Raw genomic sequence first — 9,502 nt, 5'->3', positions numbered from 1 at the left:
CGAGCGGATGATGCCGGCGTTCGCCAGCGCATGAAGGCGATCGCCCAGGAGCGCCGCCGCTTCGGCTATCGGCGCCTCAAGCGCAAACATAAGAGCGCCTGTACGCCTCGATGTCCGACGAAGCAACATAGCTGAGTTTTGTGCTACGATTCCCCCTGAACCGGATTAATTTCAGCGGTCTCAATGGGGCCAACTCCACCGACCTCGGGAAGGACAAACCGAAGGCCTTGTTCGGAAGTGAGCTAGCGACCACCCTCAACGACAGACTATCGCGTCAATTCCGTGAACAGCCGATGTTCGACTACATCGTCGACAATGGGCTCTACAGCAAGCAGGGCCAGGAAGCGTTCGGCCAGACCATTGATGCTAGATTTATCGCAGCGAGTGATGTGGCGTCGGCGTGAACTGGCCAACCTCGAAGCCCAAATGCCCCATCCGCCGTCGCTTTTGATGGCGAACTGATCGATCTTCTGATACGCAACAAGTCGATCGTGCGGATCATTCTCTCAAACTCGAGCGCTGACCGCGAGACTGGTGAGTGGGACAAGCGCAACGCCCCGGCCCGCGCCATACTCAAAGCCAACAAGGTCGAGGTGCAAAATCGCCTCTTCAACAACCGGCATATTGGCCACAACAAGTTTGCCGTCTACCTAGACAAGCACGGCGATGCCAAAGCTGTCATGACCGGCAGCACGAATTGGACATCGCTCGGACTGTGTGGACAGACAAACAATTCGATCGTTATCGAAAACGAAGATATCGCCGAAGGCTATCGCGCTTACTGGCAGCGGCTGCATGATGACGAGATAGAGATCCCGACCCGCAGTCGGCTCCGGGCGGCAAGAACGTTCAAGGTGACGAATTGCGGACGAAGGATCAGACGGCTGTCTCCGCGAGGTTGGAGGCGTCCAAGGCCCGGCTCTGGTTCTCGCCCAACACAAAGGCAACAACCCGCAATATCAAGAAAGCGCTACCCGATCTTGCCGAGCTCTTCAAGCTGATGAACGACGCGGAGCACGCTGTCTTTTTCCTTGCCTTCTTGCCGTCGCGCGGTGGTCTTTACAGCATCATCGAGACGGCAAGGCAGGCGGGTGAGTGCAACCCCAATCTTTTGGTTGTCGGCGCTATCAGCGACCCAACGGCCCATGCCGGGCTATCAAGCGAAGACAGACGAGGATGGGGATGAAGGAGACGAGACCCCCGAAGAGGCGGCGGCACGGAAACCTTACGTTTATGATGAGCGGCACACGCATATTGTGCGGACCAGTAATCTCGGCGCCGGAACCGCTCTCGGCGATTTCGAAGCCGAGATCTTGAAGCTCGGCACGGCCATCGTCCACGACAAGATCGTCGTGATCGATCCCTTGTCAGACAATTGCACCATCGTCACCGGCAGCCACAATCTTGCTTATAAGGCCTCTTACGAGAACGATGAGAACATGCTCGTTATCCAAGGCGACAAGCGCCTTGCCCAAGCCTATGCGGTCCATATTCTGGATGTGTACGACCATTATCGGAAAAGGGCCTGTCTATAAGACCTATACCTTCGCGCCTGCCAAGGCCGGCAAACGACCATTACGCAGATGATTATGCGCGGCTTGCCGGGGTCGACGGATACGGTTGGGCGGTGACGTCGACGCAGGACTGGGTGCCGCAGGCGCCGTTTTCACTGGAGTGGATATCAGACCTGAACACGCCAAATCCGCTGCGCGGGTTCGGCGGCAGTCCCAATTCGGAGGCAATGATCGCGCTCGGTAGCGCGGCCACCGACAGTGAGAGCGCCGTAAATCGTGTTCACGACGACTCGGTGAAGCGGCTCAAGCAGCGGGTGGAGGGTCTTTCTCGAAGATTGACCTCCGAAACGATCTATTTGAACGCCGCCGATCTCGGCGCGGCATCCGCCGCACCAATCACCGGATCGACGATCTCGGGCATGGTCGAACAGATCCTCGACCAGATTCCGAGCTCGCTGAACTATGCTGACGTCGGCTCGCTGCTGCCGCTATTCGCCGACCCGGGCGGCAACCCGACCGATGGTACCCCAGGATGCCAGAAGCTGGACTATTTCTGGCAGCACCACCTCAGCAACTACCTGAAATACATGAAGCTGCCATATGCTGGCTAAGCCAGCAATTATTGCCGGGAGGAGACAGAACTCCCATTCGATTAGTCTGGCTGTCATTCGGCCCTTTAATTGCGGTTTGTTGTCAAGCGTTCCTTTGAACTCGCCAACGGCACGATGGTAGCGCTCCTGCCGTCGGAGCTGGCCAGGGTTGCGGAGACGGCGTGAGCGCGGCTGGGTGTGATGGCTAGTCAGGCATTGGCCTGGCCTATTGAATCTTTGATGCCATCGCTGCTGGGGTCTCCTATTTTGCTGCAAGAGCGGCTGACTCAGGCATCTTTTATTCTCCCTGCCGGGCGTCAGGCTCTCTTGACGCTCCTACCGATTTCTGAGGGAGGCGTCCATTTCATTTTCCGAGGTCGCGCAATGCCTCATGATGATGTCCGGGTCGGGCGTCTCAACGTATGCAGCGGAGTGCGGGCAAGCCGCTAACAGCCGAATGACCGAGATCGCCACAACCACAGTCCCAGCGGGACATCGCGCCGAACGGCAGCGACTTTGCGCGCAATGGCGACCTTTTGCCTTCCTCATGTTCCCCCGTCTTCGGCACACCTTTCGAACGATCGCGCGTGTGTCATGGGAGGATGAGTGAACGTGCGGGTTACGACAATCCGAGTTTCGGGACGTCGCTTGTCGCGCCCTGCTGCATCCTCTTTGTTCTAGCAATTTTTTCCGGAAGAGGCCCAGTCAGCTCCTCGAAAGCCAGGCTTTCCTATAATTCGAAGCCGGTCTCTAGATAACGATGCCGCCCACGCCTCGAACTGGTCACGAACCTAGGGTACCCACTGGGTGGACCGGCAAGAGGTGTCGTTCCCATAAAAGCAAGGAGAGCATTATGAATTCCAATCGGATAAACGGTGCCGGCTCGCCAGATTCCCCAATGGGGTACGTCTGCTCACAGGAGCATCATGATCTTTTTAGGCAGGCTGTGAACGAGGTCAGGTCATCGGCTGCCGCCTCCGTGCCGGCAAAGGCGCCGATTTGGAGTTCGAGCGCTCCGTATGGAAACTTTTCACGCGATGGCTTCTCCTGGAACAACGACGTGTGGGGCAGTGGTGCCGGGCCTCAGACCATTTCGGTGTATGGAGCGAACCGGTGGAGCGTGTGGTCGAACCAGCCCGGAACTGGTGGCATCAAGAGCTATCCGCACGAGGCCGTCCATATCGGAAAGCCGCTCAGTGCAATCAACACTTTGAGCTCGACCTTCAATCAGGACGTTCCTAAAAGCGGCGCTTGGGACACCGCCTATGATATTTGGGACAGCTCAAACCAGCATGAGATCATGATCTGGACAAACTACACCGGAAACTCGGACGGTAGCGGCAACGTTAAGCCCATTTCTCATCATTATCGACAGGATCCCTCCGGGGCGGCGATCCCGGTCTACACTAACGTCAACGTGGGCGGGACGACCTGGAACGTGTTTGAAGGGAATAATGGTCACAACGTCATCTCGCTCGTGCCCACTTCGAAAAGCAACAGCGGGACAGTGGACATCAAAGGCATCCTAGAGTGGATCAAGTCGAAGGGCTACTTCGGCGACATAAACGTCGGTAGCGTCCAATACGGCGTCGAGATCACCTCGTCCCCAGGCGGAATGAACTTCAAGTTCAATGACTGGACCGTGACCTCAAAGTGAAGATCCAGTTCTGAGTTCGCCCCGGCTGTTGGATTTGCCCGAACCCGGCGCGGAGCGCGCATCGTCGCGCCGGGGCACATGACCTGGAGCGCATTATGATTCGAAACAATTCAGCCTGCTGCCGCCCAAAACGGCCATTGTCGCGCGCAGGCGCATCAGAAGCATGCGGAGTAGATGGGGCGCGGTGCTCTCCAGAATCTTTTGCACTTTTGATCAGGCGACGGCTCCGGTTTCAGAGAGTTGTGGCTGATAGAGCGGTCGCATGTTCATGTAGCATTGGTCGACCGCGCCGTTCCGGCAATGTGCCGCAGCCGGGCCGCCGCCAAGTTGAGACAGGATTGGCCGTCGGGAAGGCGCCGACGACACGGGTTCGTCCGGATCTCCTTCATGATGCGCTCGAGCGGATTGTTCGTTCGAATCTTCCGCCAATGGATGTCCAGAAAGGTAATGGCCGCTGCGATGCCACGCTCTGCAAGCTGACGCGGTTGCGGATCATTCAACGAAAGCGCATCGACCATGTTCATAGGACAGGCATGAACGACATTTTCAGGTTCTGGTCGCGAATTGAACGAGGCGCGCACATTTATCCGGAGGATGCACATGTATTTGCTCGTCTCAGCCGTCAACAGCACGGACTTAACCTTAGATGCTTACCCGCAGCATTCGCGGGACCATTGAAGACAGCCAAGGTAGTGTTGCTGTTTGCGGCACCAGGCTTCAACAGCGAATCGGACCTCAAGGACGCAAAAACGAAAGATGGGAAGGACTACTACATGCGTCGCTGGAAAGGGCCAGAACCCTTCCGTGACAAAGGGAGTGGAGGTAAATGGTTCAGAAGCATCGTTAAGTTCTTCGGCGACCCAAAAGAAATCGAGCAGAAATTTGCAGTTCTCAACGTCGGTGCGTATCAGTCACCACGGGTGAAGGATTGGCGTGCGCTGATGTCTTTGCCGTCAAGTCGGGTGTCCGTGAACTGGACGCAATCCGTGCTGTTTCCCCGAGCGGAGAGCGCCGAGATTGTGGTCATTTGCATGCGCGCGGCGAGTGCTTGGGGGTTGGAGAGGGGCAGAGAATATGGCGGCACGTTGTTTGCGCCTGTTGTGAACGTGCAGAGAGGTTATCTAGCAGGAAACAGCGCAGCGAACGGCCGATTGGTAGAACTGGTGAGGGAGCGCGTGGCGAGCCGTCGTTGATCCCGCTCTCTTTAACACCGGTCATCTAGTCAGAAGGTGCACTTCCCCGACGCTGAGATCTGAAGTCCCGATTGACCAATTCCGTCAGCTTACGTTACCTAAAAAATAGCATCCACAACGCCTCAACCTCAGGTATACTTGACCCGTCGGCTGACTAACAGCCGTCGCGACGGCTCCAACACGGAGTCTAAGCGATGTCTGAGAAATCAGTGGTCACATTCAAGCGTCTGCGTTCAGATTTTGGAATTCCTTATAGTCGTACTCACCTTGACCGCCTGGAGAAGGCGAAGAGATTTCCGAAGAGTTTCAAGCTCTCGATCTATCGCGGTTCCCCACGCGTCTGGTGGTCGCATGAGGTTTCTGAGTATCTGGAGAGATGCGCGAAGGCCAGATCCGACGCTCCGAAGTAAGAGGAGCGGGCGATCAGAGGCGGCCAGCGTCCAACACTGGCTTAACACTGGTCGCCTCCTCTCGGGAGGATCACCATGGACCTACTCCGTCTGCTTATCGCGTTTGTCGGCTTCTTTGTCACTCTTTTCGGCTTCATGCTCACAACTGGCGAATGGATGCATGGCAGACCTCAGTATCCGACTCATTGGGTCGTGCTCATCGTCGGCGCACTGATGTGGTTGCAGTCCATTCCCGTTATCCGTGCCCATGCAGAAGAGAAGAGGAGAGAGTTCTTCCGTACTCTCATCAAGGGGAAGAGGGCCGATGGCTGCAAGCCGAGATAAGTGCATTCAGTGCGGCAACCGCCATCGTTCGTACGATCTTGAGCCGCCTCCCGAGTCCGTAGCGAGTGGATCACTAGACCCCAACGGCAAATTCATGGGAATGCCTTACTGGTTCTGCTCTGTGGAGTGCTATAAAAAAGCGGTCCGCAAATTTCTCGAGCCTCGCTACGATTTCGATAGACAGGCCGAAGATGATGATGATTACAAAGAGCACGTCGAGAACGCGACCGTCGAATATTACGTGAAGGCTCGTCCTGGTCTTGGACTTTTGGGCTCACTCTTCAGCAAAACGGCCTGGATGAGCGAGCGTGATTTTGTCCAACCGGAGCGGGAAAAGGCGCTCGATGCGTTCCTCACCAGAAAACAATCGGAAATAACAGGTGCGGAACTTGAACTCCATAACCGGCTGTACGCCGAGTGGATGCACCAGATCGATGAGGAAAACAAGAAAAATGAGGCGGAGACCGCCAAGCGCGAAGATCAGATCATCAAACTTGCCAAGGAGGAGAAAGAAAGAGAAGAAAAACGGCAGCGAGAACTCGAAATAGAATTGGCACAACAGCAAGCTGTAAAGGAGATGCTAAGCCCTAAACAGATACCTCAGCACATCCGCTACGAGCATACCCACGTTCTCGGCCCAAGTGGAAGTGGCAAGACCACTCTCCTTCAAAATAATCTTGTCAAAGACTTCATCGAAAACTCGAACCCTCCGGCTTACATCGTCGTTGATCCAAAGGGCTTGATGGTTGAGCGCCTGGCGCGATTAGAAATGTTCAGTGACAGGGTTGTCATCGTAGACCCTGTTGATGCACCTGCTCTCAATCTGTTTGCAACACACGGACGAGACCCGGCCCAGCTCGTGTCAGATTTCAGCTACATATTCTCGACCACGAAGCAAAAGCTGACTGGAAAACAGGCCGCCTGTTTTCAGTTCTGTGCCCGAATGCTCTTTTCGCTTCCCGGCGCAAACCTCGAAACCTTGCTCGATTCGCTCGATGACCGGATAAACAGGAAGCCGCCCAATCCGCTATTTGAAACGGTGATCAAAAAGCTCCCATCGATACCTCGACGGTTTTTCGAGAACGATTTCTATTCCGCCAACTACGCCTCCACGCGCGAGGAGATCAAGTCCCGCATTTACGGTATTGCCGGAAATGAGACCTTGGCTGCGATGTTTAATGCCGCGACGCGGAAACTCGACTTGGCCAAATGTATTCGAGAACGAAAAATTGTGCTCGTGAATACGCGCCTACCCCAACTCAAAGAGGCCCATCAGACTCTGGGCCGCTACATCCTTTCGCTGGCACAAGACGCCATTCAGTCTCGCAGCGATAAGCATCCGGTCTACGTCATGATCGACGAGTTTCAAGAGTTCGCTGATCCGGAAAAGACACCTCAATTGTTCCGCCTTCTCCGCGAGTACAACGGTGGAGCGATTGTTGCTCATCAGAATATGTATTGTGATGAGCTTGACGAGGCGACCCGCAACGCGATCTCAACGAACACCAGCATAAAATACGCCTCGAGTCCTGAGGCGCAAGATTTGAACTATATGGCGCGCGATCTCCGTTGCAGTCCTGACTTCTTGAAGCACGTGCACAAGAGTGAAAGTGACGCGTACTTCGCCTGCTTCGTAAGAGGTATGCATCCTCCTCTCGAGCACCCCTTCATCCACGACACGCAACTCGGATGGATCGACGAGTGGCCAAAGATAAGCGACGCCGAGTATCACGCGCTGCGTGAGCGCAATAAGCGGATGTTGCAGGATAGTCCCCTTGCCTTCGACGGGGCTGCTGCGTTCGCTGCGCCGAAGCACGATCAGCGCGCGACGCTTGGCGGCGCCGATGTAAATGAGCCCATTGTACAAAAGCAAGGGCCGCCGAGCTCAGCGATTTCACAAGGTTCCGGACAGCACATTGGATCCGCTGAGGTTCTTGATCCAAGCAAACCGGCACCGTGGAAGCGCAAATAATTTTGCGCGGAGCGGTTGGTACATGATCTTGCACTGCGTGCTACGATACCTCAACGACCCACATAGCTGCCGACTTATCAGCCGCTCCGCGCGGATTTATCTTCCGCGCTATGAATTCACGCTGGACAACGAAACCTGTGACGCGCGGCGGCGAGCTTGTCTCGATCCGCCCGAACGTTCCTGGCGATATTGAGATCTTAAAGTGCCTTGGCCGCTACACGGTCCTCGCGGCGCAGGATATTGCAGCGCTTACGAGGCGATCCTATGGCGCGGTTATCGCGCGGCTCAGTCTGCTGAAGCGCGTTCCGCACAAGATGATTGCCGTTCATAGGACGCAACTCGATAGTCCGCGCCTCTACCAATCCTGCGCCCAAGCTTTCCATCTCACCCCAAGGGGCATCTCAAAGCTCAACGAGATCGGTTTCGAACCGCTTCTCCGCGACTCTTCGAGCCACTTCCTGCATACTCTGACAGAGAGCCAGGTGATGGCGTCTTTCGAAATCGGCGCGAGAGAGCGCCTTGTGCCCTTCTCAGACATTCTCCAGAGCCCGTGCACGCCGAATGGAATCAAAGAGAGCGGAGATCATAGTCTTCCAGTCGCCTTCGCTCATCGGGGAAAGCAGTGCGACTACCGGCTGACACCCGATGGTTGCCCCTTCGCCATCGAATACCTGAACGGCCATTATCGTTTCTTTGTGCTCGAAGTCGATCTCAGAACCGAGCAGCTCAAGTGGAGCGACAAGGACCGGCAGACCATTGAGCGGAAGTTGATCGCGTACCGCAATGTGCTGGAGAGCGGCGTCTATCGAACGCATCTCGGGTTTCCCAATCTGACCGTCTTGTTCACGACGACCACGATGGCCCGTCTTGAAAGCATGAGGGAACTCTTAGCTTCTATTGGGGGGCCTCATCTCGATCGCTTCGCTTTCAGTGTTTTTTCCCACAATCACAGGCGACACGCCGCAGCCTGATGATCGCGGTTGGGCGTTCAACCGGCAATGGCTGCAATGCGGTGGCAAAACTCTCGACATAGGAGCAGAGTGATGGACAGACTACAGCGTATAACTGAATTGCTTGCACTAAAGACAGCTATCGACAGCGAGCTGAAGGCGCTCAAGGAGCAAATTGCGCAGGAAAGCGCGGCTCTCCAGAAAGCGAGGAGGCCGCGTCAGAAGAAGGAGCCGCAGAATGTCTGACTTTCTCTGGTGTCCAGAGTGCCGACAATCGGTCGTCGATGAGGAGCGCGTGTTCTTCGCGCAACGGTGCACGGATTGCGGCGGTCTCTTAGAAGCAGAAGAAACAGGCCGATGCGAGATCGACTACAAAGAGCTCGATTTTGACTATCGGAGGAAGAAGCTGACGAAGATGAGCGGGACAAAGATGAAGAGCGTGAAGGAGAGCAAGAACAAGAGCAAGGGGCTGAAGATATCGATGAAACGGAAGCAGACGCCGACGCCGAAGGTGAATAAAGAAGATGAGCCGCGCGAATGCGGCTCTGTTCGCATCTCCGAAGCTCTCATCCCCTATTTACAGCCCAGTGAACCTTTAAATGAGTATCCGCGTTAGTTCGGCGGCGAGGCTGGCCCTCTAATCAGGATAAGCGGTCGCTTTGATTTTCATTCGACGTTGCGCTTCGAAAGACAGCGACAAGCCGATCCCCTTCCCAAAGCTCAACGTCGTGCTCCCCACACATTTGCTCGGCTCGACATCTCGCAGCCCGCTCGTCGATGCAGTCGAGCTTCGCGGCGCAGATCACTCGCCGGCTGCTGTCCACCACGAACACTCTGTACCGCATTATGACCGTCCCATTCCAAGGGAAGCCGTCATCGTAGTCCAATGTTC

General features: G+C 55.7%; 11 protein-coding genes. 10 read left to right on the top strand and 1 reads right to left on the bottom strand.

All coding sequences use genetic code 11. The features are described from left to right. Positions 1-458: 458 nt before the first annotated feature. From ACM43_RS01155 to ACM43_RS01105, 10 genes are all read left to right on the top strand, one after another. The gene (locus tag ACM43_RS01155) at positions 459-1,001 is read left to right on the top strand and encodes a phospholipase D-like domain-containing protein (protein ID WP_081493113.1); all 543 of its coding nucleotides are present in this window, start codon (positions 459-461) and stop codon (positions 999-1,001) included. Positions 1,002-1,145: 144 nt separating this feature from the next. Beyond that, on the top strand, positions 1,146-1,535 hold the full coding sequence (locus ACM43_RS01150) for a phospholipase D-like domain-containing protein (RefSeq protein WP_081493112.1): 390 nt from the start codon (positions 1,146-1,148) through the stop codon (positions 1,533-1,535). 92 nt (positions 1,536-1,627) lie between these two features. Next, positions 1,628-2,125 carry a hypothetical protein gene (locus ACM43_RS01145; RefSeq protein WP_036032088.1) on the top strand — a complete coding sequence of 166 codons (498 nt, stop codon included), beginning with the start codon at positions 1,628-1,630 and terminating at the stop codon, positions 2,123-2,125. A gap of 832 nt (positions 2,126-2,957) precedes the next feature. Beyond that, positions 2,958-3,761 carry a GH12 family glycosyl hydrolase domain-containing protein gene (locus tag ACM43_RS01140; protein ID WP_036032086.1) on the top strand — a complete coding sequence of 268 codons (804 nt, stop codon included), beginning with the start codon at positions 2,958-2,960 and terminating at the stop codon, positions 3,759-3,761. A gap of 338 nt (positions 3,762-4,099) precedes the next feature. Further along, positions 4,100-4,954, top strand: coding sequence for a hypothetical protein (locus ACM43_RS01130; RefSeq protein WP_162130870.1), 855 nt, complete (start codon positions 4,100-4,102; stop codon positions 4,952-4,954). A gap of 485 nt (positions 4,955-5,439) precedes the next feature. Then, positions 5,440-5,688, top strand: a complete 249-nt coding sequence (locus ACM43_RS01125) for a hypothetical protein (RefSeq protein ID WP_036032080.1) — start codon at positions 5,440-5,442, stop codon at positions 5,686-5,688. Then, complete coding sequence (locus ACM43_RS01120; protein ID WP_157786098.1) at positions 5,669-7,660, top strand: type IV secretory system conjugative DNA transfer family protein; 1,992 nt, start codon at positions 5,669-5,671, stop codon at positions 7,658-7,660. The genes ACM43_RS01125 and ACM43_RS01120 overlap by 20 nt, the downstream gene beginning before the upstream one ends. 137 nt (positions 7,661-7,797) lie before the next feature. Further along, positions 7,798-8,631: a replication-relaxation family protein gene (locus tag ACM43_RS01115; protein ID WP_036032076.1), complete on the top strand. Its 834-nt coding sequence runs from the start codon at positions 7,798-7,800 to the stop codon at positions 8,629-8,631. A 72-nt stretch (positions 8,632-8,703) separates the two neighbouring features. Further along, positions 8,704-8,856, top strand: coding sequence for a hypothetical protein (locus tag ACM43_RS01110; RefSeq protein WP_157786097.1), 153 nt, complete (start codon positions 8,704-8,706; stop codon positions 8,854-8,856). Beyond that, a complete protein-coding gene (locus ACM43_RS01105) occupies positions 8,849-9,226 on the top strand; it encodes a hypothetical protein (RefSeq protein WP_157786096.1) in 378 nt (125 codons plus the stop codon). Before ACM43_RS01110 ends, ACM43_RS01105 begins: the two co-directional genes overlap by 8 nt. 25 nt (positions 9,227-9,251) lie before the next feature. Here ACM43_RS01105 and ACM43_RS01100 read toward each other — a convergent pair. Continuing rightward, positions 9,252-9,502, bottom strand: a 251-nt coding sequence (locus ACM43_RS01100; RefSeq protein WP_271537522.1) for a hypothetical protein, incomplete at its 5' end; no start/stop codon positions are given.

It is taken from the genome of Bradyrhizobium sp. CCBAU 45321 (genome assembly GCF_028128975.1).
GTDB lineage: Bacteria > Pseudomonadota > Alphaproteobacteria > Rhizobiales > Xanthobacteraceae > Bradyrhizobium > Bradyrhizobium yuanmingense.
The sequence above is the reverse complement of the archived record's forward strand: the minus strand, read 5'-3'. Positions and strand labels throughout refer to the sequence as shown.